This window comes from Neobacillus sp. SRL179, from assembly GCF_984799095.1.
Map to the genome: position 1 here is coordinate 4,411,368 of NZ_OZ481792.1, position 23,837 is coordinate 4,435,204.

General features: G+C 42.5%; 22 protein-coding genes. 8 read left to right on the top strand and 14 right to left on the bottom strand.

Annotated elements, in window-relative coordinates; translation table 11 throughout:
• Positions 1-12 precede the first annotated feature (12 nt).
• A complete protein-coding gene (locus AC4E8C_RS21670; protein WP_490208702.1) occupies positions 13-675 on the top strand; it encodes an amino acid ABC transporter permease in 663 nt (220 codons plus the stop codon).
• Positions 676-843: 168 nt separating this feature from the next.
• The gene (locus AC4E8C_RS21675; protein WP_490208703.1) at positions 844-1,701 is read left to right on the top strand and encodes a Cof-type HAD-IIB family hydrolase; all 858 of its coding nucleotides are present in this window, start codon (positions 844-846) and stop codon (positions 1,699-1,701) included.
• A 214-nt stretch (positions 1,702-1,915) separates the two neighbouring features.
• Here AC4E8C_RS21675 and AC4E8C_RS21680 read toward each other — a convergent pair whose 3' ends face one another.
• Together AC4E8C_RS21680 and AC4E8C_RS21685 are read right to left on the bottom strand one after the other, a co-directional pair.
• Positions 1,916-2,095, bottom strand: coding sequence for a hypothetical protein (locus AC4E8C_RS21680; RefSeq protein WP_490208704.1), 180 nt, complete (start codon positions 2,093-2,095; stop codon positions 1,916-1,918).
• A gap of 65 nt (positions 2,096-2,160) precedes the next feature.
• A complete protein-coding gene (locus AC4E8C_RS21685) occupies positions 2,161-2,262 on the bottom strand; it encodes a YjcZ family sporulation protein (protein ID WP_490208705.1) in 102 nt (33 codons plus the stop codon).
• Positions 2,263-2,570: 308 nt separating this feature from the next.
• On the opposite strand from AC4E8C_RS21685, the gene AC4E8C_RS21690 reads away from it, so the two are divergent.
• A complete protein-coding gene (locus AC4E8C_RS21690) occupies positions 2,571-2,774 on the top strand; it encodes a spore germination protein (RefSeq protein WP_490208706.1) in 204 nt (67 codons plus the stop codon).
• 113 nt (positions 2,775-2,887) lie between these two features.
• Here the strand turns inward: AC4E8C_RS21690 and AC4E8C_RS21695 are convergent, their stop codons facing one another.
• Together AC4E8C_RS21695 and hprK are read right to left on the bottom strand one after the other, a co-directional pair.
• Entirely contained in the window at positions 2,888-3,679 is a 792-nt protein-coding gene (locus tag AC4E8C_RS21695) for an ABC transporter substrate-binding protein (protein ID WP_490208707.1), read from the bottom strand.
• Between the two features lie 19 nt (positions 3,680-3,698).
• Positions 3,699-4,637 carry an HPr(Ser) kinase/phosphatase gene (gene hprK / locus AC4E8C_RS21700; protein ID WP_490208708.1) on the bottom strand — a complete coding sequence of 313 codons (939 nt, stop codon included), beginning with the start codon at positions 4,635-4,637 and terminating at the stop codon, positions 3,699-3,701.
• Positions 4,638-4,945: 308 nt separating this feature from the next.
• Between hprK and AC4E8C_RS21705 the strand changes: the two genes are divergently transcribed.
• Complete coding sequence (locus tag AC4E8C_RS21705) at positions 4,946-6,013, top strand: sulfite oxidase (RefSeq protein WP_490208709.1); 1,068 nt, start codon at positions 4,946-4,948, stop codon at positions 6,011-6,013.
• A gap of 272 nt (positions 6,014-6,285) precedes the next feature.
• Here the strand turns inward: AC4E8C_RS21705 and fba are convergent, their stop codons facing one another.
• The 6 genes from fba to AC4E8C_RS21735 all read right to left on the bottom strand — a co-directional run bounded on the left by fba (position 6,286) and on the right by AC4E8C_RS21735 (position 12,786).
• Positions 6,286-7,146, bottom strand: a complete 861-nt coding sequence (gene fba / locus AC4E8C_RS21710) for a class II fructose-1,6-bisphosphate aldolase (RefSeq protein WP_490212625.1) — start codon at positions 7,144-7,146, stop codon at positions 6,286-6,288.
• Between the two features lie 158 nt (positions 7,147-7,304).
• Positions 7,305-8,186, bottom strand: a complete 882-nt coding sequence (lsrF, locus tag AC4E8C_RS21715) for a 3-hydroxy-5-phosphonooxypentane-2,4-dione thiolase (protein WP_490208710.1) — start codon at positions 8,184-8,186, stop codon at positions 7,305-7,307.
• A 39-nt stretch (positions 8,187-8,225) separates the two neighbouring features.
• Entirely contained in the window at positions 8,226-9,299 is a 1,074-nt protein-coding gene (lsrB, locus tag AC4E8C_RS21720) for an autoinducer 2 ABC transporter substrate-binding protein LsrB (RefSeq protein WP_490208711.1), read from the bottom strand.
• Between the two features lie 6 nt (positions 9,300-9,305).
• Positions 9,306-10,292, bottom strand: a complete 987-nt coding sequence (locus tag AC4E8C_RS21725) for an ABC transporter permease (protein ID WP_490208712.1) — start codon at positions 10,290-10,292, stop codon at positions 9,306-9,308.
• A 6-nt stretch (positions 10,293-10,298) separates the two neighbouring features.
• Positions 10,299-11,240: an ABC transporter permease subunit gene (locus tag AC4E8C_RS21730; protein WP_490208713.1), complete on the bottom strand. Its 942-nt coding sequence runs from the start codon at positions 11,238-11,240 to the stop codon at positions 10,299-10,301.
• 46 nt (positions 11,241-11,286) lie between these two features.
• Positions 11,287-12,786 (bottom strand): sugar ABC transporter ATP-binding protein, encoded by a 1,500-nt coding sequence (locus tag AC4E8C_RS21735; protein ID WP_490208714.1) that lies wholly within the window; start codon positions 12,784-12,786, stop codon positions 11,287-11,289.
• Positions 12,787-13,038: 252 nt separating this feature from the next.
• Between AC4E8C_RS21735 and AC4E8C_RS21740 the strand changes: the two genes are divergently transcribed.
• The 3 genes from AC4E8C_RS21740 to AC4E8C_RS21750 are packed head-to-tail and all read left to right on the top strand — an operon-like array spanning position 13,039 to position 15,913.
• Positions 13,039-13,959: a sugar-binding transcriptional regulator gene (locus AC4E8C_RS21740; RefSeq protein WP_490208715.1), complete on the top strand. Its 921-nt coding sequence runs from the start codon at positions 13,039-13,041 to the stop codon at positions 13,957-13,959.
• Between the two features lie 15 nt (positions 13,960-13,974).
• Entirely contained in the window at positions 13,975-15,534 is a 1,560-nt protein-coding gene (lsrK, locus tag AC4E8C_RS21745) for an autoinducer-2 kinase (protein WP_490208716.1), read from the top strand.
• Positions 15,535-15,559: 25 nt separating this feature from the next.
• Positions 15,560-15,913, top strand: a complete 354-nt coding sequence (locus tag AC4E8C_RS21750; RefSeq protein ID WP_490208717.1) for a cupin domain-containing protein — start codon at positions 15,560-15,562, stop codon at positions 15,911-15,913.
• A 233-nt stretch (positions 15,914-16,146) separates the two neighbouring features.
• On the opposite strand, the gene AC4E8C_RS21755 is transcribed toward AC4E8C_RS21750, so the two are convergent.
• Entirely contained in the window at positions 16,147-17,982 is a 1,836-nt protein-coding gene (locus AC4E8C_RS21755; RefSeq protein ID WP_490208718.1) for an N-acetylmuramoyl-L-alanine amidase family protein, read from the bottom strand.
• Between the two features lie 315 nt (positions 17,983-18,297).
• Between AC4E8C_RS21755 and AC4E8C_RS21760 the strand changes: the two genes are divergently transcribed.
• Positions 18,298-18,633, top strand: coding sequence for a DUF6054 family protein (locus AC4E8C_RS21760; protein WP_490208719.1), 336 nt, complete (start codon positions 18,298-18,300; stop codon positions 18,631-18,633).
• 365 nt (positions 18,634-18,998) lie between these two features.
• On the opposite strand, the gene AC4E8C_RS21765 is transcribed toward AC4E8C_RS21760, so the two are convergent.
• The 3 genes from AC4E8C_RS21765 to AC4E8C_RS21775 all read right to left on the bottom strand — a co-directional run bounded on the left by AC4E8C_RS21765 (position 18,999) and on the right by AC4E8C_RS21775 (position 23,831).
• Entirely contained in the window at positions 18,999-21,800 is a 2,802-nt protein-coding gene (locus AC4E8C_RS21765) for a sigma-54-dependent transcriptional regulator (protein ID WP_490208720.1), read from the bottom strand.
• 26 nt (positions 21,801-21,826) lie between these two features.
• Entirely contained in the window at positions 21,827-22,681 is an 855-nt protein-coding gene (locus AC4E8C_RS21770; RefSeq protein ID WP_490208721.1) for a PfkB family carbohydrate kinase, read from the bottom strand.
• A gap of 148 nt (positions 22,682-22,829) precedes the next feature.
• Positions 22,830-23,831, bottom strand: a complete 1,002-nt coding sequence (locus AC4E8C_RS21775) for an SIS domain-containing protein (protein ID WP_490208722.1) — start codon at positions 23,829-23,831, stop codon at positions 22,830-22,832.
• Positions 23,832-23,837 lie beyond the last annotated feature (6 nt).

Sequence of the window (23,837 nt, forward strand, 5' to 3'; positions counted from 1 at the left end):
GGAGGTGCAGAGATGGATTTTCTAGCACCATTCATAGAAGTCTATAAACCGGACAATTTAAAATTTTTACTAGAAGGATTTGGAATCACCCTTAAGGTCGCAGCCATTTCCATCGTGCTCAGTTTTATCATTGGCGGTCTTATTGGTACGCTTAGGTATGCGCGGATACCGGTTGTATCACAAGTACTGGCCGTGATTGTCGAGACGATTCGTAACCTTCCATTGCTGCTGATCATTTTCTTTACCTATTTTGCCTTACCTGAAATCGGGATTGAGATGGAAATAACATCCGCAGCAATCGCCGCATTGACCGTGTTTGAATCGGCTATGCTATCAGAAATCATTCGAAGCGGTTTAAACTCAATCGAAAAAGGACAGATTGAAGCAGGACGCGCGTCTGGTCTGAACTATATCCAGACATTACGCTATATCATCATGCCTCAAGCTCTTAGAAGAATGGTCCCGCCTATTGTCAGTCAATTTATCTCTTTGCTTAAAGATACATCCTTGGCTGTCGTCATCGCATTGCCGGATTTATTGCACAACGGACAAATCATTTACGCACAAAATGGATCCTATGTCATACCGGTTTTCGTCATCGTCGCATTCATGTACTTTATCGTGAATTATACCTTATCACTGATTGCACGAAGATTAGAATTAAAACGGGCATAAGGTGTGATGCATGGGTGTGGTGCATGGGGACGGTTCTTATGCTTTTATTTTTCTATCAAAAATTGGATAGTTTGATAATCTGATGCTTGACCGCTTTTAAGTGGTCAAGCATTTAATTTGATTAAATTGGAAGGATAACTATTATGTATATAGAAGGAAGTGACTAACATGAAACTAATAGCCATAGACTTGGATGGTACCTTGCTGTCCCTGCATAATCAGATATCGAAGGAGAATATCGAAGCCCTTCGCAACGCGCAAAACGCTGGCCACGTTATCATGATTTGCTCCGGACGTGCTCCTGAAGATATTGAACAAATCCTCAAACAAGCTGAGTTCTCTTGCCCGGTAGCAGGAAGTAACGGGACCGTTGTTAAATTGGATGGAAAAGTAATACAAAATATTTCGATGAATGCGGACGACACGGAACAAGTCGTGATGAAGTTAGATGAAGAATGGGTTCCCTATCGAATCTATACCAATGATGGAATCTTTGTTCCGGCAGACTGGTCAGCCCGAGTGGCTAAGGTCCTTGAAGGAAATGCCATCAAAGTGGAAGGGATTCCAGAAGAACTCTTTAGGCGCATGACAGAAAAGCCACAACAGTCTGATATAATTAAATATTTTCATGATTATCATGAATTATTTGCTACGGACCAGTTAACTGTTCAAAAATTCTTTGTCCTGACACTAAATAACGAAGTAAAAGCCAAGCTAACGGCTTATATGGAAAGGATCACAGGAGTGGTCTCAACAACCTCGGGTCCCTATAATATCGAGATCATGGACCGAAATGGCAATAAAGGCGTTGCCCTAAGAGCGGCTGCCGCTTACTACGGCATTCCAATGGAAGATACAGTCGCGATGGGAGACAACTTTAATGATGTTCCCATGCTTCAAGCAGCCGGCCTCTCCATCGCCATGGGAAATGCAGATCCGGAAGTCAAAAAAATGAGCGATACCGTAACACTCACCAACGAAGAAAACGGAGTCGCCTACGCAATAGAGAAATTTATCCTCCGGTGACGTGGTGCATGGGGACGGTTCTCTTGCATCATATTGGATGACGAAGTAAAGAACCTCATCCCCCCTTCATTATGCTGCTAATAAATGGCCGGATTCGCTGTGGAATCCGGCCATTTATTTCATTATGATTCATGAAAAATTTTGGAGTGATAAGGATTCGCTCCACTTTTTGGTACATGAGAACTGTCCCCGCGCTTTACCCTTACTTTATTTCTTAGAAAAAGCCACGTCTTCTTCTCGCTCTTTCGAATTCAAAACGTCTTCTTCTTTCAATCTCAATTTCAATCCGTCTTCTTCTCTCAATTTCAATTTCAATCTCAATTGGGAAAAACCCTCTTCTTCTAAAATCGTTGCGAAAAAACGGGCCTCCCCCGCCAAATCCCCAGAATGCCATCGCTCCATCTCCTTTCCTCTGAAATAAAGGGCAGGAAACTTTACCTGCCCTTTATTCCTGCTATCTTAGTAGTTCATAAAAGAAGCTCCTACAATGATTAATAGGATGAACAATACTACGATTAATACAAAGTTGTTGCCATAGCCGCCACCGTAACCGTAACCCATATCTTTTCACCTCCCATTCGTTACAATATTAGAGGGGAAAAAAACTCTACAATCATATATATTTCCTTATTACCTTCATTGATTGGACAAGCGTCATGGGAGTTTGAGAAATTTTTAAAAAATCTTTAATAACCTCTCGGATGAAGCTTTCATACGCGATACGCAAATTACTATCTAGGTAGGGTTTAGGATTTATTTGAGGATAATTTGACACACGAGAACCGTCCCCATGATTACCCATGATTAGACATTTGGACAATCATATTCATTTTTTTAAAATAAGATGGACAGTAAGGACGGTGATTGACATGGCGAATTCGATTCGTATTAATAACTTTGTAGTGAATTCTCTTACTACCAATGCCAATATAAATTTCGGGGGTACGGTGCAAAACAGCCACACAGCCAATTCCTCCATAATTGGTGCCAATTATAGTTTTGGGGATGGCTGCATGATCTTGAGCAAAAGTATAAACCTCGGGACCATTAAAAATACTTCTAGTGATTCCTAGCAGATGTAGCACATGGAGGGCAAGGCGTATGGTGTCTGAACAGAGGGCTGAATCGAGCAGATTCTCTTGGGGTATCTGAATCAAGGGAGGACTAGGAGGGCCTATCCCCCTATTCAGGTACTCCTCTCTATTTCTATTTTCAAGTTTTCTAAATACCCTCCTGCCTCCAGCATTTTCGCGCCATACCAGAACATTTCGCCATCTACTAGGAGAATCCTGGCGTCTGGCAGGAAGGATTGGAACTCGGCGATATGTTTTTCTTGATATGGAAAGGGTTCGGAAGCGAGTAAGAGCACATCCAGGTTGGCCTCGATCAACTCCTCTTTGGTCACCATCGGGTACCTGGATGCCCCTGATTCGAAGGGGTTATGTAGCCCAAGCGTGTGCAGGACATCATTGATGTAAGTCGTTCCCCCCACCACCATATAGGGTTTTCTCCAGATAACATAAGCTGCATTTATGTCTTTATCTGTATGAGAGGGGAAGGAAGATTGACAGGATGTGATAAGGTGTCTAGCTGCCTCTTCTCTATTTGTCAGTACTCCCAGTGTTTCCATCAGCCGGTAGGAATCGGCAACCTTTTGAACCTCCATCACGAAAACAGGGGCAATTTTTTCAAGTGCCAGCACGATTTCTTTGGTGTTTTCTTCTTTTTCAGCGATTATAAGGTCTGGTTGGAGAGCCCGTACCGCGTCCGCATTTACTTCCTTTGTTCCACCCACGATGGCAACGTTTTCTACCTTCCCTTTCGGAAAAATACAATACTTTGTGCGGCCGACTATTTCCTTCTCAAGCCCTAAGGCAAATAGGGTCTCAGTGATCGCGGGACAAATAGAGATAATCCGCTTGGGCGGAATGGAAATAGTCACTTGCCTCCCCAGGTGATCGGTTAAAAGAGTGGTCATCCGAGTTTCCTCCCTCTCGCTAACGATTATTGGAATTCGAAAGGTCAGCTTCAATTCTGCTCATGAACTCTTCTGCTGCACTGTAGCCTTGCTGCTTCAAGTACCAGTTATTGGCCGCTGCCTCAATTAAACCTGCTACATCACGGCCAGGCTGAAGCTGGATTTCCATGGATGGAATCTTCACATCCATATAGTCTGTATAGTGAAGTTCCTGGTCCAAATCATTATACAAAGCATCTTTTTCCCACTTCGTTAAATGAATATCAAGAGAAATTCGGGTTTCATCTTGAAACGCCTTGCGGCCGTACAGCCGAACCACATTCAGCAGCCCAATACTGCGAAGGGCTAAAAACTCTTTATTTTTTTCATCATGAGTACCAAGAATGGTTTGCGGGCTGAGCTTCTTGAGGACCACGATATCATCCGCTACGAGCCGGTGGCCGCGGCGGATCAACGTATGCGCCGTCTCACTTTTTCCTACACCTGAATGACCGCGAAGCAGAATCCCAATGCCGGAGACATTCAAGCAGACGCCATGCACCGCAATTTCTGGTGCCAATTCTTTTATTAAATAGGCATCAACCTTTGGAATAAACTCTGACGTGATCTCAGGTTGGTTGGTTAATAACAAGGGTATTCCTTGATCGATACAATGGTGCTTTAAATAGGTAAGCCCCTCTTCACCAGCTGTGACGATAAAACAGGGCGGGTGGTAATGAACAATATTGCCAATCCGGATTTTCCGTTCCTCTTTACTTAACTTATGTAAATAAGTAATTTCTTTTCTTCCTAAAATTTGTACACGTTCTGTTGGAAAAAAATCAAAATGGCCAACAAATTCCAGACCCGGACGATGCACGCGTGATTGCGTAATCACTTTTTGCAATTGACTCTCACCGGCCAATACCTTCAGCGAAAACCTCTGAACCAAGTTCTCCACCGTTATTTCTTTCCCCATATACTCACCGTCCTAATAAACCATACTATAGTTAAATTATAACTGAAGAAGGCCAGTGGAACCACAGGAGACGGTTCGGGAGCACTAAAAAAGGGAGATATTTTTTCGTCTTGGTCACGATCAAGCTTAGATGTTAGTCCAGACCACCAGAACCAACCCCTTGGCTGCCCATTTAGAAAGTAGCCATTCTACTTAACAAGAAAAAGCATAATATATTAATTATTAAAGGCTAGAATTCTCTTTTAATAAACCGAATCCGATTGTTCAATATATCTTATAAACCATTCAGAGATTAGGAGGGGAGTCATGTGAGTCATTCTAACCACCTCAACTTAAGACCTTACCTCATTACAAAAACGGTTGTACCTGAAAATCAAGAAACACCTATTCATTTTGTTTCTGGGGAAATTGTAAGTAATAAATTATTTTATAGAAGAAATCATTTTCCTTATCCCAACTTTGCCTCATCCTTCTATTTTCTTCCGATTGAGGGACATGTGCAGACTCCTAGAGTTTTTTCCTTACAGGAGATCTACTCCATGCCCTCAAAAACCATAAAAGTGGTGCTAGAATGTTCTGGTGATAAGCGAGAGTTATTTAAACCAAAAGTGTTTGGCGAGCAATGGGGAAAAGGTGCACTTAGTCAGGGAATCTGGAAAGGTGTTTCATTAAGAACGTTATTACAGTCCACAGGTTTGCTTGAAAATGCAAAAGAAATTGTGTTTGAGGGTTATGACCATGGGGAAAGACCTGATTCAAATCAAGTATATAACTTCTCAAGGAGTTTACCGATAGAGAAAGCTCTTGATCCGGATACCATTATAGCTTATGAATATAATAATGCCCCCATATCCTTTAAACATGGATTTCCACTCAGGCTAATTGTCCCCGGATGGTATGCAATGGCTTCGGTCAAATGGATAAAAAAAATTATGGTAATTGACAAAGAATTTAAAGGGCCTTTTCAAGTGGTTGATTACGTTTACTACCCAAACAAAGAAAACGATAATGGCAATGTACCCGTTACCACTATTAACATTACCTCAACCATTCAATATCCATTAGACCGGCAACTCTTACATTCAGGAGTTTATGATATTAAGGGGATGGCATGGACAGGTGAAGGACAAATTGCCAAGGTAGAAATTAGTACTGATGGTGGTCAAACTTGGGATACCTGTCAACTCCGTTCTTCATCTGAGAAATATGCCTGGATTCGCTGGAATTATACTTGGACTGCACACAAAAAAGGCGAGTATACGATACTATCAAAAGCAACTGATTCTAATGGCAATGTTCAACCCCTAGAAGCAGTATGGAACAGAAAGGGCTATGGTTACAATGCTATAGATAAAGTTAAAGTGAAAGTCGAGTGATTTTCTAAATAAATAGAGGAAGCTAAGGGACTTGATCGTTGAATGGACAGCCAAGAGTAATTCTTGGCTGTTATTGTTTATATCAATTGCCTTGGATCTCTACAAAGTACTGTAGACAGGGCTTCTCGAGAGTATTCTCCGCTTATTCAGGAGTATTTCTATTCTATCCGAGAGTATTTTTGCTTCTCGAGAGTATTCTCCGCTTATCCAAGAGTATTTCTATTCTATCCGAGAGTACAGTCCCCTTATCCAAGAGTATTCTATATCTCTTCTCACCCCCTTCCCGCCGATCCAAACAAGCGCATTTTCCCAATAATCGTATTTTTTACTGCTTCGCGTCCTATGCCAATATAGTTACTAGCATCATAGAGTTCAGAATCTCGGATTAATATGTTCCTTATGGCTTTTGTAAATGCCAAGTGATTATCAGCATTGACGTTAATTTTGGCCGTTCCAAGTGAAATAGCTCTTTTTATCAGTTCAGGCGCTAAACCAGAGCTGCCATGCAAGACTAGGGGAACCTTCGTCCGTTTTGCGATTTCCTCCATTTCAGTAAAACCCAGTTTTGGTTCTCCTTTATAAAGACCGTGAACGGAGCCTAAGGCCGGAGCTAGAAAGTCTACATCGGTTTGGTTCACTAATTCTTCACAATCGTTAGGAGCTGCATAAACAGGACTTGCAGCATCCATAGCCCCATCTTCTTTCCCGCCAATACTCCCCACTTCCGCTTCCACCGAGACACCACGTAGATGGGCATATTTCACTACCTGTTTGGTGATGCTGATATTTTCCTTCAATGGATAATGGGAGGCATCAACCATCACTGAAGTAAATCCGGCATCGACCGCCTTTTGACAACTTTCCATACTGAATCCGTGATCCAAATGGAGTGCTGCCGGAACCGTGGTCTCCCTTTCCTTTAACAGCGCTTTTACTAAATCAACGACAACTGAATAACCGCCAAAATAGCGAACAGCCCCTTCAGTCACCCCTAAAATAACAGGCGACTTCTCCTCCTCCGCTGCAGCCAAAACAGCTTGTGTCCATTCAAGATTGTGGATATCAAAATGCCCTACGGCGTAACCGTTCGCTAATGCTTTTGATACCATTTCTTTTGCTGAAACAAGTGCCATCACCATTCCACCTTTCCATCTATTCATAAAAAATCCCACAATAAAAGACTCCACAAGGGAACCACCAGAACCGTCCCCTTGGCATCCACACTATTGAAAAAGAAAAGCTCCTACTTAAAAGTAGAAGCAACTCTTCTTTTCATAAATAAGGGAACCCATCACCCCTGTGTAGCATCTTGGTAAAATTCAAAGGCCTCTCGATCGGTGTATCCTTCATGGACGACTTTTCGTACCGCTTGGATCATTTGCTCCGGATATTCTGATTGAAAAATATTCCTGCCCATGTCGACACCGGCAGCACCGCCTTGAATAGAGTTGTAGGCTAGCGTAAGGGCGTCTTTTTCAGGTAACTTCTTGCCACCAGCAACGACTAACGGGACTGGGCAGGCGGCAGCCACTTTTTCAAAGTCGTCACAGTAATATGTTTTAACAATTTGGGCACCAAATTCAGCCAGCATCCTGGTCGCTAACAAGAAGAATTTTGTTGTACGCTCCATTTCTTTGCCCACGGCAACGACCCCCAAGGTCGGAATAGAGTAGCGCGAGCCAAGGTTAACCGCTCGGTTTAGCTCCTCAATCGTTTCCTTTTGTCCGTCCGAGCCGATGAAGGTTTGAATCGCAATCGCACTTGCATTCATCTTAATTGCATCTTCGATATCGACCACCATCGATTCATGGCTGAGGTCATCTTGGAGAACACTGGAACCAGAGGTGGCTCGTAAAGCAATCGCCTTATTAAAGGTTGGCGGGACACTGCTGCGAATTGCCCCTCTCGTTCCCATTAAACAATCCGCATAATCGGCCAATCTCGGAATCAGTAAATCCAGCCTTTCCAATCCCGAAGTCGGGCCCATGAAATAACCATGATCAAATGCTAACATGACGGTCTTCCCGGAATCAGGATTGAAAATTCTTGATAAACGGTCCTTCATTCCCCAATCTAAATGGTTTGCTCCTTTGACATGGTAGTTGCCATTATTTGCGAAAGGGACATTCTCTGCAAATTCTTTTGCGTTTTTGTTTCCAATTGTATCCGCCATTTCTCTCTCTCCTTTGTTTCAAACTCCAGGGGGTATCGGTTAGAAATTGTAGTCCTTCGTATTTTCCTTCGTAAAGACAATCCGCTCAGGCAAGACGATAATTCCGGAATCATCCGCTGTATAGTCGTAGCCTTGAATTGTGTTCGGCTCAACTTTTACAGAACCCATATCAGGAACATCGATGGATTCGCCCACTTTCAGCTTATTTCCTTTCGCCAGCCAATATGCCACGTAAACGGCAAGGGCGCCTTGATCCTTTACATCCCATAAGCCATGGTTGGTAATCGTTCCGTTTTCAATAAATTGCCTCATGGAATTCGGCGAAGCAAAACCCGTAATGATGACATCATTCGCTTTTAACCCTTTACTTTCAGCTGCTTGTGCCATCGCTGGAAGTGCCGTCGAGTCCGGGCAAATAATCGCATCAATATCAGGATACGAATCTAAAATGCTGTTGCCGACTTGCAGTGACTTTTGCTCATTGGCATCACCAAATTGCGTTGTAACGATTTCCCATTTTGGATATTTTTCTTTAATGTATTTGTTGGCATATTCAACCCATGAGTTTTGGTCTGGAACAGTCGGGCTTGAATAGAACCAGCCGACTTTCTTTGCATCGTTCGGGTTATCCATTTGCTCGGCCGCCATATCCACCAGCATTTTTCCTAAAATTTCCGGTGTCCCTTGGTTCACATAGACAGAGCGATATTTAGGATCGACATCTGAATCCCAAGTAACGACTTTCACACCAGCATCCAATGCCTTTTTCAACGCTTGGTTCAAACCATCGGAAGAAACAGACGAGATCGCAATCGCATCCGCACCGCTATTAACTGCACTATTAATAATTTGAACTTGATTCGCGACCGTCCCTTCCGGTGCACCATCGTACTTAACCTTAAAGCCAGCCTTCTTGCCCATTTCCTGTGCCCCGTCGTTACCAGATTCAAAGAAGGCATTTCCGGTCATTTTTGGAATAAACACAACCTGAATGTCCTTATCGTCTTTTTTGCCTCCGCCCCCAGAAGCATCATCATTGGAACTGCACGCAGCAACAAATAACATCATAATGGCGACAATTATCATTAATTTAAAAGCCTTAAATTTTCTCATTGTCCCTTAACCCCCATTGTTTAAGATTTTTTTCATCTTCCATCTGAACTCTGGATTGATTCCCAAGAATGCGACAGACACGATGAGAAGGACCCCCGTAGCTAATCCAATATACTGGGTGGAAACGCCAGCCATTTGCAGCCCTATCTGCATGAATCCCAAGATAATGCTCGCCAATGCTGTCCCGACAACACCTCCTTTACCTCCCGTGATGAGCGTTCCTCCTAAAACCACAACTGTTAAAATCGGCATCAAATACTCGGCACCATAATCACTTCGAGCGCTGCCTAAATAGGAAGTCAACACGACCCCGGCAATCCCTGCACTCACCCCTGATAAAACGTAGGTACTCGTGATAATTTTTTTCGTATCAATCCCCGAGTACTCGGCTGTGTTTTGATTTATGCCCGTTAGATAAATGGATCGGCCGTACCGCGTGCGGTGCAGAAGGATATACGCGATCAAAAACATGATGATAAAAAGTAGTACCGCATGCGGGATGCCCATGAGCTCACCATTGGCAATTGTGCTAAATTCCTCCGAAAACCCGGATATCCCTTCATACGTACTGACACCGGACAGTCCGACCAGCACAATCGCAAGCCCGCTATATAAAAGCATCCCGCCAAGAGTGATCACCATCGCCTGCACTTTTGCGTAAGCAATCAGAACTCCATTAAGGAGTCCGCACAAGCCCGCGATAACAAGTGCACAAACAATTGCCAGCCAGATATTCATTCCCGCCTCTTGAGCAAGCAGACCGGTGATGACAGACGTTAACCCGATAATCGACACACCCGAAATATCAATGCCTCCAGTAATCACAACCAATGTGACAAAAAAGCCAATCACCGCCACCGCAATAAAATCATTAAAGCTGTTTAATAGAATCGTAACGTTCCAAAAGCGCGGATTAATCATCCCAAACACAATGATTTCCGCCACGATGATAATGAATAAGGTAAGGTTCCATTTCGGGATTTTCGCTAACATATCAGTCTACGCCTCCTTTCGCCGGACTCTTGCATTTAAGCGGAGTTTCTTCGCCTTCTTACTGGCCTTAAACGCAAGTAAAGCATCAATTACAACAATGATGATTAACAGCGAACCCGAAATCGTATCATTCCAGAAGGCAGGAACTTTCATAAATACCAAAGCCGAGTTAATCGAGGTCAAAATAATTGCCCCTAGAGCGGCCCCGACCACCGTTCCAATTCCGCCAATCAGCGACACTCCCCCAAGCACACACGAGGCAATGACCGTTAGTTCAATCCCTGCGCCCGCATTAGTGGAGACAAAGCCAATTTGACTCACAAAAATGAACCCCGCTAACGAAGCGCAGACACCAGAGATGACAAATGAATAGGCAATATAGCGTTTTACTGGGATTCCTAACGAAATCGCGCCGTCTGCGTTATCGCCAATTGCCGTATAATACCTTCCCTTGCTGCTCTTAGATAAATACAACTGAACGGCGATGACCCCGACAATCACAATAATCGATAATAGATTGATACCAAAGATGTCTACATTCGAAAGCTTTTTTACATGGGCTGGGATATTTTCCACCCATTTTCCGTCCGTATAAATAACTTGGACCACTCTCGTAATCGAGAGGATCGCTAACGTCATAATAAAGGAAGAAATTTTTAACTTAATTACACCAAAGGCATTAATGAGTCCAATACAGGCGCCAATCGCAATCGCGGCAATCGCAGCTACAAAAACATTTCCCCCGTCGCGAAGAATCGTTCCACACACGGCGGCACTTAAGCCGAGCGTACCGCCGACGGAAATATCTAAATTTCCCGTTAACAAGACAAAGGTCATCCCGACTGCCAAAATAATGTAAAGCAAACTGCTTTTTAGCGATTTATCGAGATTTTGCCATGATAAATAGTCCGAGTTGATAAAACCGACCACAACAAAAAGCAAAATCAAAAATAGAAATGTCCTAAATTCCCGTTGTTTGAGGATGCTCACACTCCTAACCATGGGCCGTATCACTTCCTTCAAAGGTTCCAAACGCAGCCTTCATCACATTAACCGCATTAATCTCATCTAATTGCAGGCACACCTCGCACGTTCCTTGATACACCGCATAGATGCGGTCACTAATTCGTTCAATTTCCTCCAAGTCCGATGAAATAAGCAAAATCGAAAAGCCCTGGTTTTTTAACTCGGTGATGATTGAATAGATATCAGCCCTGGCTGCAGCATCAATTCCCCTTGTCGGTTCATCCATGATAATCAGTTTAGGATGCATCGATAACGCCCTGGCAATCACCGCCTTCTGCTGATTCCCGCCTGACAGCGATTTAATCTCGTCCTCTTGGGAACTCACCTTAATCCTCAAGCGTTCAATATACCGCTGGGCCACATCTTCCTCCAACTTCTTCTTTGTAAAAAAACCGTGCTGCTTAATGATTTGCGAAGTGATATTATTACGGACCGAACTGATCGAAAAAATACCGTTCAAAAAGCGGTCTTCCGGGATGTATGCAAGCCCGCTGTCGACCGTTTCATTGATGGACAAATTGGTAATGTCCCGGCCATCCAGATTAACCTTTCCGCTCTTAATCGGATTGACTCCGTAAATCGCTTCAGCAATCTCGGTCCGGCCCGCCCCGACAAGCCCAGCAAAACCAACCACTTCCCCCTTGTACACGTCAAAACTTATATTTCTAAATCCATCGCCGGTGATATTCTCCACTTTTAAAATTGGCTTCTCGCCATCACGGCTGGTATTTCTTTTTTTAAAAGTAGTAGCATTACTTGTTTCCGTTCCGACCGGCAACAGCCCTTGAATCAACAGATCTTTCGTAAATTCTTCGATTCTACCTTTTAAAGTTACCTTTCCATCGCGTAAGATAACGGCGTGGGTGGAAATTTGAAAAACTTCATCCAGTCGGTGGGTAATATAGAAGATGCCCACCCCGGAATTCTTTAGCTGCTCAATCACCTTGAAAAGCGCCTTTGTTTCGGAAAACGTTAACGTCGAAGTCGGTTCATCAAGAATTAACACTTTTGACTGGCGTAACAGCCCTTTAATAATCTCCAGCTGCTGCTGTTCGGCAATACTCAAGGTTGCCGCTAACCGCTTCAAATCCAACCTCCAGCCCAATTCGCTAATCAGCTTTTCCGCTTCTTCTCTCACTTCTTTCCTAAAGCCAATCGTCAGGTTTTGTTCCACCGTCATATTCGGAAATAACAGCGGCTCCTGCGGCACTAAATAAATTCCTCGTTCATGCGCGGCAAACGGGTTTAAATGATCGACCTTTTCCCCATTAACTTCAATCAGCCCATCATCCGCTTGGTAGATCCCTGTGAGAATTTTCATTAACGTGCTTTTTCCCGCTCCATTCCCGCCAATAATCGAGATGACCTCGGACTCGTTTAGCTCTAATGAAACCCCTTCTAAAACGGTGTTTCGGTTAAACGACTTTCGGATCTTCTCCAATTTCACTAAGTTCTTCGGTGCTTTCATCCTCCCCACCACCCTCGGACCATTTGTGCAACCGCTTACTTTTTCTATAAGTCTATTAATGATGCAGACAATTTATTAACAAACAAACATTTTATTCGTTTAAGTTTTCACTTTATAGGTCTTCTCTCATAAATGATATGAACTAGGCATATTGTTCATTACTGTCTGATTACAATATAGAAATACAAAAAGTCGCACAATCGTTTTAACATAAAATTTTTGTTCAAAAATAAACTGTAGAGAGTGAAGACGATGAACTATGAACCTAGCTTGATTATTAAAATTGCTTGGAAGTATTACATGGAAGGACTGACGCAAAACGAGATTGCCGAGTCGTTGCATCTATCGAGGATGAAGGTGATTAAATACCTTGAGATTGCCAAGACCAATCATGTCATCCAATTTAAAATTGACTTGGATCAATTGGTCGACATCGATGTGCAAAATAAAATCAAGCAGCGCTACCATTTACAAGATGTTTATATTGTTCCAGCCTCTAGTAAAAATCGGGTAGAGAGTCTGACCAAAGCTGCAGCCCACTATATTGAAGACAGAATTACGAGCGACACGATGATTAATGTTGGGTATGGGCAAGCCGTGTCAAGAACCTTGGGCCAATTAACCATTCCAACCAAGTATAAAGTCACGTTCGTCTCCCTATCCGGAGGCGTCCGGTTCTATATTCCAACAAGTGTAGATTCGTCGTCCGATTACTACAATAATCCCAATTTCAACCATTACATTATGCCGGCCCCCTTACTAGCATCCACCGAACATCTTGCCAAGCAGTTGATTCAGGAAAAACCCATTAAGAAAATTTTTGACATGATCCCTCACTCGACAATTACGATTATTGGAATTGGCGCCGTCAACGAACAGGCCACCATTGTGAAAGAAGGTTATTTGAGCACAACGGAGATGGAAATTTTCAAATCAATGGGCGCAGTCGGAGATTTATTAAGCCAATTTTATGATAAAAACGGCAACGTACTAGAGCTGCCCTTGCATAAACAACTGGTGAGTACTGATATCAATCTACTAAAATCACTGAACCATGTGGTCGCCGTGGCGGGCGGATTGGAAAAGAAAGATGCGATTATCGGGGCATTAAAAGGGGGCTATATTGATGTCTTAATTACCGACGAAGAGGTGGCCAAAAGTTTAATTGAATGAAAGGAAGCGGTGCTAATGGACAAATACTTAATGGCAATTGATGCCGGAACCGGCAGTGTCAGAGTGATTTTGTTTGACACATATGGTAATGAAGTCTGTGTGACCCAATCAGAATGGACCCATCATGAAGACCCTCGCTATCCCGGTTCGATGGACTTTGATATTGATCAAAATTTAGAAACCATCATCCAGCTCATCAAAGACATTTTGGCAAAAAGTAAAATCAACCCAGCAAACATCGTCTCGATTTCCACCACCAGCATGCGGGAAGCTATTGTCCTCTACGATGAAAACGGGAAAGAACTATGGGCCTGTGCCAACGTTGATTCCAGGTCCAATGATGAAGTTGGGCAATTGTATCAACTAAGCGATTCCCTAGAAACCGATATCCATCGCATTTCTGGACAGACCTTTTCATTAGGAGCCATCCCGCGCATCCTCTGGGTGAAAAAGAATATCCCCGAAACCTATGAAAAAGTGAAATACGTGTCAATGCTGAACGACTGGATTACCTATCGCTTGACTGGGGTGATTTCCGTTGAACCTTCCAATGGCTGCACAACGGGCCTGTTCGATCTCAAGAATCGAAGCTGGGACTCCGCGATTCCAAGTAAAGTCGGGTTGAGAGATGATATTTATCCGGTTGTTCATGAAAGCGGAACTATTATTAGTAAAGTGACGGCAGGTTTTTCCGCCCTGAGCGGATTAAGCACGGAAACGGTCGTGGTAGCCGGCGGCGGCGACGCTCAATTAGGCTGTATTGGTATGGGCGTCATCAACGAAGGCGATGCGGCTGTCTTAGGCGGGAGCTTTTGGCAGTATGAATACACCACCCGCCAAGTGGGCATCAAGGATGATTGTAACGTGCGAGTCAACTGCCATGCCATCCCCAATACATGGCAATACGAAGCAATCGCCTTTTTTCCTGGCTTAATCATGCGATGGTTTAGAGATACCTTTTGTGAACTGGAAGCCTTCCTGGCGAAGGAAAGCGGGGAAAGCATTTATAGCCAAATGGAAAAAAGAGCCTTGAACGTACCGGCAGGCTGCCATGGCATGATTTGCACCTTCTCCGATAAAATGAACTATTTTTCCTGGAAACATGCCGCACCAAGTTTCATAGACTTTAAGTTTACAAGTTCCTTTACGAAAGCCACCTTCTATCGAGCGATTATGGAAAACGCCGCCTTTGTCACAAGGGGCAATATGGACATCATTTCGAGTCTTTTAGATACGTCACCAGAAACGATTATTTTTGGCGGCGGGGCATCCAAAAGTGACTTATGGTGCCAAATTCTTGCTGATGTTCTCCATCGCAAGGTGAAAATCCCTGTTGTAAAAGAAGCCACCGCTCTGGGCGCTGCGATCTGTGCCGGTGTAGGAGCCGGCGTGTATGAAAGCTTTAATGAAGCCATCAATCAAGTGGTCAAATTCGAAAAAACCTTTGAACCAAATGAAACCAACCGCTCCATTTATGATGAGCTTTATAAAAAATGGGAAGCCATTTACCAAGTTCAATTAGGGCTGGCAGATCAAGGATATACCGACCATATGTGGATTGCACCGGGCTTATAAACTACGATCAAGGGAGTGAAGCAACATGACAGTGTTGAACGAGAATGAGAGAGAATACCGATTTGGGGACAGTGGCCCGAAGTACCTGCTAAGAGGACCCCGAATGAACTTTGGCGTGGTGGTCCTGCAGCCAGGGCAGGATTTCACGGCCCATTATCACAACTACATGGAAGAAAACTTCTATATATTAGAGGGGGAACTCGAGATTCACATTGATGAAGAGATTTTCCAATGTAAACAAGGGGATTTTGTTCATGTGGAACCCAAGAAAGTGCACTACTTAATTAATAAGGGCAATACAGCTTTTAAAGGAGCCTTTATGCTGGCACCTTTCCAAGAAAAAGATAAGGTTGAGGTGGATTATCGGCCCTACGGATGATACAAAATAAAGGTGCCAGGCACCAGGCATTACGTCTAGTCAGTTGAAAAAGTATGCCCTTCTATGGTGTTTGATTTGGCAATTAAACATTCCAAAGAAGAGCATACTTTTGATTTTTTTGTGGACTTTTTCGAAATATTGAATCTCTATAGAGTTATCACGTTAGCGATTTTTTCTTTTCACAGTCCAAAGGAATTTAGTTTCGCACCACAAGAATGAACCGTCCCCATATGCTATTTCCGCCAAACACCATTGGAATCAAAATAATATCTCTTCCCATTGATCGTTTGCCAGCCGGTGGCCATTTTTCCGGACGATAGGAAGTAATACCAATAAGATGCTCCAAATAGAGCCCACTCGTTTGCTGCCATGGCACCACTTGGTTTAAGGTAATACCTTGCCCCGCCAATTTTTGTAATCCCGACTGCCATGGTCCCATCCGCATCTAAGTAATACCACTTGCCATTTTCGTATAACCAGCCTGTTTTCATGGCACCGCTTTTATCAAAATAAAACCAGAACAAATGATTTGGGCCATTCTGTTTTCTATAATTGATTTGCTTCCAACCAGTAGCCATCGCCCCATTCGAATCCAGATAGTACCAGACTCCTCCCTGCTTCAGCCAGCCCACTGCCGCATTTCCACTACCCGGAGTGAAGTAATACCATTTTCCATTAATCAACTTCCACCCTGTTTGCATCGCACCATCGCTAGTAGAATAATAGATGGAGCCTTTCACTTTATAGAAACCGGTCAGCATTTCACCTTGATCATTTAAGTAATACCATTGACGATTATAATATCTCCAGCCTGTAAGTGCTTCGCCATTGCTGGTAAAATAATACCATGTACCATCAATGAGTCGCCATCCCGGTGAGATAGGATTACCATTTTCATTGATATAATAGCGTTTCCCCATATAATCGATAAAGCTATTAGTAACCAATGCGCCGTAATCATCCTCGAAATAATACCATCTGCCACCGATCAAATTCCAGCCGTGCACCAAGTACCCATCTTTACTAAAATAATAATAGGAATCATCCTCTGCGTCATAGGCCCAACCGGTAATCATCCTGCCATTCTCATCAAATAGATACTCATAGCCTTCTTCCTCAAGCCAGCCGCTGTACCTTTCGCCGTCTTCATTTAGGTAATACCAATATCCTTGATCTTCAAGCCAGCCAACAACCTTTTCTCCTGTCACCGGATCATAGTAATACCATTTATTCCAGAGCATCACCCATCCTTTTGGTGGTACTGTCTCATAATCAGCATGACGAAAATCCATGCCAATAGGCTTATCAGACAGGTCCTGATTATAATAAATGATTTGGTTATTAGTAGCAGGGTCACTTACCTTAATCCTGCTAATTTTCCAAGTTCCCGTCTCATCATACGGATTAATATAAACCTTCAATTGAGATGAGGAATCCGTATAAACTTGAAGATTCTTATTCAAGGCTGAATTGGATGGGGATTGGTAAAAAATTTCTACCAATGCCTTTTTGCTTGGACTAAGCGGGTTAATAGCCACCGTAAGCGTTACAAAATCCCCCATCGTCACCTTATTTTTATCAATACTAATACTCTTTAACTCTGGGACATACCCAGTCTGTTCAACAGAAAATCCGCCGCTGCTTAAATCCATCGCACCCGCATCTGAAGTGAAAATTTCCCTATTAAATATATTATTATAATAGGAATCTACCTTGACACTTACAGCTCGAATTCTCCATTTCCCTTTAGCAAACTTGTCCGTTAACGGGACATCTGCCTGCCATAAAGGGGTGCTGCCATCGCTTTTCAAACTAATTCTCTGTTCCACCGAACTGTCGTAGCCATCCGGTTGATAAATAGCGATGACCTCCTCCACTTTACCACTAGAAGTAACCTCCATCGATAAATGAAGTGTGTCTCCTACCTGTGCATCATTTTTGTCAATCGTGACATTTTGCAGTTGTACCGTTGGTGAATCCGCCTCTACCAGTTGAACAGACAAAAACACCAGCAGGAACCCCGCCAGTAATGAAGAACCAAACAACTTCATCGTAAAACCTTTCCGCAACAATTATTCCCCCCCATATATCTATCTATAAAAATAACAATCACCTTTGATTATAGCACGGGATAGAACCAAAATTATTCCATTTTTTCCAATAAATTTATTGCGTAGAGGTTGTGATTATAGAGTAGAAAACAAAAAGGCAATTTCAAGGATTTCTATTATTAATACTATTAATACCAATGCCATATATTTTATTAGCTGTAATAATGGGATTATTAGTAGTATATAAGTAATAATAAAAACCAAAAGAACCCATAGATTACCAAGATGTCAGCTTTTTCCACTAAAAGGAAATACACGGAGGATAAATTTATTATGGCAAAATATGAAAAGACAATGATTGGTCAATTCGAGGATGTGGTTAATCATTTGCAAAACGATATTGGTAATAGCGGAATAAGTATGAAATTAGTTGATGAAAGCAACTACACTATTGGAGATACTAAAATAGCAGTTCGAGTTTATGATAAATATTTTATGAGAAATGGAAACAGAGCCAGTTTGAGCCTTACTATAGTGGGCGATAACAGTAATATTTTTATTTCAGCAATTGGCGCTGGTGGGGGACAAGGTGTTATTTTTAACTTTAGTCTTGGTGCGGAAGATAATATGGTGGCAATCGTGCAAAAAAGTATAGAACAAATGGAATAATACTTCAGAAGATATATGAAACAGTTTCAAGGTTATCCGACCATGAATTAGAAATAATACTTAATGGTGGCAGTGGTTATAGTTTGTCTCAACGTGCAGCGGCCGACAACCTGCTAAGAGGAAATCTTCTACATATAATGGATGACTATAAATATCCAAAAATAGGAGCATACTAAAAAAGCTGGTAAGAAGGTCTCAACAGCTCTTTTAGTCTCCGCGGATTTTCCGATTATTCCCGTGAAATCATTTTTTGGTGTCTCATTCTTCGCTTCATGCCTAGCGAAATCTGGCAAAATTTGCTTATAGCAGAAATAAAGTGAAACCAATACTTTACCGAGGTAAACGGCTGGGGGTCTGACCCCCACTTAAAATTCATCTACTTCGACACTTTCAGCAATCAAGATATTATAGATATAGCCAATTTCCGCTAAATTCAATTTCACATTATAAATATCTTCTATTATCTTTGCCGCACCTTTGATCACTTCAATTGTTGCCCGCTGGTTTTCCTCGAACTCTTCGAGGTCTGGATAGGTTTCAATCGGTGCCTGGCGAATTAAGCGCTCAACCAAACAGCTTAAATGGACCAGCAAGGCCAGCTTTTTATCATTAGTCAGGCGCTTGTTCATCAAAAGTTCCAATTGGAGAATGAATTTCTCAATATGACCAATAACCTTATCTGAATCGAGAATGGTCAGGGACTCTATCACTCGTTTTAGTGAAAAGTTCCTGACAATGTTATTGTTAATCAATTGGATGGTGATGGGATCAACTACCTTCCTGAATACCCGCTCCAATTTATCCTCGCCTTTGCCGGAAATTAATTCCTCTAAGGAAATGTATGAAATCCCCTCTACATCGGGATTATGTGTGCCAATAATCGTTAAAACATCATAGAGCTGGTGCAACGACTCTATCGTTTCTTTACTTTTTAGTCGTTCAAAATCATGGACAATGATTTTGATTCCCAATTCTTCAGGAACGCTATCTTCAATCAACTTCTGGATTTGTACTGCTGTTCCAACCCCGGTCATGCAGGTAATGACAATGGCTTTCTGTTTTATTTTTTCAGGATAAATTATCCGATATTCTGTTTGATGCCTGGACCTTAAATTGTCCATAACCTCTTCCAAATATAAATTTTTCATCAACATTTCCCCTGAATGCAAGGCCATCTGTGTCGTCACATTATTAATGATAATAACCGGGCAATTCACTAGATGTTTAACATGGGAGTAGATGTCTGTTAAGGACCCCATATCCACGAGAATGACCAAGCCTTTTGAGACATCATTATTTTCAATATAATGGATAACTTTTTCGGAAATCTCTTTCACATCAATGTCAATCGGCATATCAAAGGCTTCAAAAATATTCATTCCCAACATCCTATTGACCACATTGGAAATACTGCTGGCCGTGGCGTAGCCATGTGCCAAAATCAGCCCTCTCGCGTGACTCTGGCTGGTATCAATCCTCAGACTTTTCAGGTAAAAAGTAAGGAAAATTTCATCGTCTATTGTTAAATGGATATCCATTTTACTTTCAATTAAGGTGACCAACCGCTTGGATAATTGGTATTCTTCCTGATAATGCGTTAACACATATTGGTGCAGTTCATGGCGAAGATTGTGATAATGTTCATTCGCTGCCCATTCATCATCATCTTTATAAAATAAAAAGTAGGAAATGGCAAAAATACTGTTTCCATTAAATTTCACATGGTAATTGTTTTCGATATAGCGAAAAATATCCTGGACGCTTGCTGTCGTAAACTGCATGGTGACATTATCATTTTGGCTGCGGTTAAAAATCAGCTTGTCCAATAAGACGTTTATTTCCTGATAAACAGAGTCTTCAAATAGTGTGTGTGCCAGTTTATTCAGCTTCAATTTTTCAAACTGCCCATAAATCTGCCGATAGGTGGAACTAATCAGTTCGATTAACAGCTTATCTTTTTTAAAAAGCTGCATGAGCTTCATGTCCGGCCTTATTTCGATGTCCTGATTTTGCTTGATTCTCGTTTCGGTAAGTGCGGCCGCCACCTTTAAAATTTTTTCCGGCAGGTCCTTTAAATTAATCAAAACCACATCTTGATTGCGTTTCTTCATATAGGCGGTGGCGCAGATATATTTAATCGTGTTTTGCAATTCGCCAACGTTACCGGTAAACGGATAATCCTGCAAAAGATCAATAACCCGCTTCGATATTTTAATATTTTTGTCCAGAAGCTTGCTTTCATTTAATAAAAACTGATAGATAAATTGCTGCTTCTCCCGAACATCCCGTTCATTAAGACCCGGCAGCGTGACAACAATCGGAATCCTCCGCAAAAAGGTTTCAAGAAAATACTGGTTCAGATTTTCCGTTGTAGCAAAAATCAATCGGACATTCGCCTGATGCCAGCCATCACTTTCACCCATTCGCCTGAAAAGCCCCTGATCCATAAAGGTAAATAATTTCTCCTGCCCCTCTTTGTCTAAACGGTGTACCTCATCTAGGAAGAGGATGCCGCCATCGGCTGCATCAAGCACACCTGCCTTCGTTCTCTCCGCACCCGTAAACGCCCCTTTCACATAACCGAACAAATTGCTGGAAAGCAATTCAGGATTATTAAAGTACTGGGCACAGTTAAAATCGACAAAAGGAGCATCAGCAGGCAGAATCCCGCTCTCTATACTATATTGATGGATCAATCTTGCCAAAAAACTCTTGCCAACCCCTGTCGGACCACCAATCAAGATGGGCAGCCCATTGGATGGATAAAAGACTGAGGTCTTAATTTGGGTAATCGCCTGCTTCAGGCTGAACTCCGAACCAATTAATTTTGAAAAAATATCCTCATCATTCCTGCCCTTAGGCGACAAAGAAAAAAGGTGCTCGAAACTATTAAAAATTGTTTCGGATACGGTGAAGTATTTTTCTTCAAATGCAGCCCGATGCAGGAAATAAACAGGCCGTGTATTAATTTTGATGACGGCTCCTTCTTCTACCATCTGATTCAAATAATGACTGATGGTATTTCGCTTTACATCAAATCGAGAAGACATTTCGGCCGCCGTATACTCAGATGGATCCAGCTCAGAATGGAAAAGAGCTGTTTTTTCTGACAAATAAGCCAGCAATTCATCCTTTAACATTTCATCACCTGCTTCTATTGTTGCCAAATTTCTAGATTACCTATATGCCCTGCTTAATAATGAATGCCGAATCCAAAAGAACCATCAAGCAGGCAAATTCCAGCTGAATATTCCGCTGCCGTACGAAAGGCTTCGCTGATTTGGGCTTCTCCAGGAACCGATTCTCTGTTCCACCCCGTTTGTAAAAGGCTGATCATAAAGGCTGTGCAATAGGCATCCCCTGCCCCCATTGTATCCTTAACTTGACTTAAATACTGCACATGTCCTTCATATTTCCGATTATTAGCATAAAAATAAGGCGACTCGCTGCCACGCGTTACTAAAATATATGATACTCCCTGTTCCGTGCATCTTTCAACCAGCCGGTTTATTTCCGTTTCCGGATCACCAGAGCAAGAAAATACAGCAAAATCGATGTGTGGGGCAACTAGTTTTAGATATTCATCGGTCCGATACTTGGCGGGATCCGAAAAGTCAAATGACCGAAGAATGGGAAGACCGGCGAGCTTTGGCAGCTGGGGCTCCGTTGCTGCATGACACCCGGAATGAATAAGGGCAAAATGGGCTAAGTAGCGAAGGACGCTCTCGTTTAAATGGATAGGCCTTCTTGTTCCCCGCTCCGAAGAGATGAAGGTTCTGTCGCCATCTTCTAACGCAACATTTGCCTTTTCTGTTCTTGCATCTTCCGGCATAGTGCAGAAGGATAGGTCAAGTCCAATTTTCTCTAATGTCGATTGGATATATCGGCCTTCCTCATCATGGCCAAATTCGCCTAGATAAGCGGAATCGACTCCGTTCTTTGACGCATTAACGGCAAAGTTAAGGGCATTGCCGCCTGGATACATAATTTTTTGATTAACATATCGATCTACTACATTATCACCATATCCAATTACTTTTATGGACATTGATTCTACACCCTTTCTATTTAAAGCTCTATTAAACTTGTTTGTTGCTATCCGGTGCATCCCGGAGAGCCTCCCGGCGCTAGGGAGTTCTTTAACAGAGTCATTTTTAAAAAGGGACATCAAATAGACTTGATGTCCCATAAACATTTTAGTATTGAAGAACTCTGTAATAACGACGTGTTTCCAGCGGGTGATTCCGAAGGTGTTCAAGGTGTACACTGACTCGTCCTAGCACAGCCCACATAACAGGAGGGGCAAAGAAGGCACGGAATTCCTCGCTGATTCCCGGAAGCTCATAGTCCTTAGTGTCAAAGACATTGAATTTATCGGTAACTTGGACAGCAAATCTCTCGACACGCTCATCAAGCGGACGTGTATCCCCTTCTGTTTTTAAAAGGGTTACACAGACATCCTTTTCGACGAGTTCCAGCGTGCCGTGGAAAAATTCCGGGGAACTGACCGATTTGGTTCTAAGCCACTGGGATTCTTCCAGTACACACATCGAATAAGAATAGGTAATGCCCCACATATTTCCGGAGCCAACCCAGATTTGATAAGGTTCATTCTGATATTTCTCAGCATATGCTAATGCTTTTTCATCGGCCTGCTTCCGTACCTGATTCAAGGCATTTGGCAGTAATCCCAGCTCCTCGACAAATTGGTCATAGTCAGGAAAATCGCCATGATTCCTTAGCAGACGTGCTACCAATATATATAGCATCATTTCCTGCGGCCTACCATCAGTATGATAGACAATAGGGTAGGTCGCCAACTCAGCTAATGGCGTATTCGGGCTTCCCACGATCCCGATTGTTCTTACCCCTCTTGCATTCAAATATTTTACTGCCTCAATAGTTTCTGGAGTATCACCGGACTTGGAAAATAAAATCGCGATTGACTTTTCATTAAGTTGCTTATGTCCAGTTAAAATTAGCTCTGCCGAAATCCGCATGTAAACAGGAATATTGGAAATCGTTTCAATCATATATTCAAACGGCTGCATTAACGCCACTGAACCGCCTGATGCCGTAAAAAAGATATTTTCATAGCCTTCATTAGAAATTTCATCAGCTATTTTCTCAATTTCAGCCTTCAGCCCATAAACAAGGCTTCCCCGTTCCAACATTTCTTTTTCATCAAATTTAAGCATGATTAC